The following is a 364-nucleotide window of genomic DNA, read 5'->3' as shown; positions in this document are numbered from 1 at the left end:
GCCTCGATTGTGGACATTCACTGCGAGATGCCCCATTGCCAAGACCCGGCGAAGTCAGACTTTACCCAGAACCTGACCGTGTCGATGTCTTACCGCAAAATCACGTGGGACCACGTCAACGCAGGCACCTCAGGCTCAGACGACTGGCGCAAGCCTATCGAAGCCTAATTCTTCATGGCGACATGAAGACACAAACAGCCTGCCTTTACGGGCGGGCTGTGGTGCGTTGAGCCAGACGGCAGGGTCTGGCTGAACGTATCAGGGGAAACAAGCAGGGCGAAGGATACACAGATGGCGACATTGCAAATAGCGTTAACCGTGGCGGGGCTCGACCCGCAACCGTTCGTGGTGGTGGACTACCAAG

1 pseudogene is annotated in these 364 nt (G+C 57.1%); it reads left to right on the top strand.

The annotated features are described in order from the left end of the window. Nucleotides 1-168, top strand: a pseudogene (gene hcp-2, locus BZJ21_RS15685) (type VI secretion system effector Hcp-2); the annotation flags it as partial. Between the last annotated feature and the right edge of the window lie 196 nt (nucleotides 169-364).

This window comes from Salinivibrio costicola subsp. alcaliphilus, assembly GCF_001996185.1.
Classification (GTDB): Bacteria; Pseudomonadota; Gammaproteobacteria; order Enterobacterales; family Vibrionaceae; genus Salinivibrio; species Salinivibrio costicola.
Note: the sequence above shows the minus strand (reverse complement) of the source record. Positions and strands in the feature narration are given on the sequence as shown.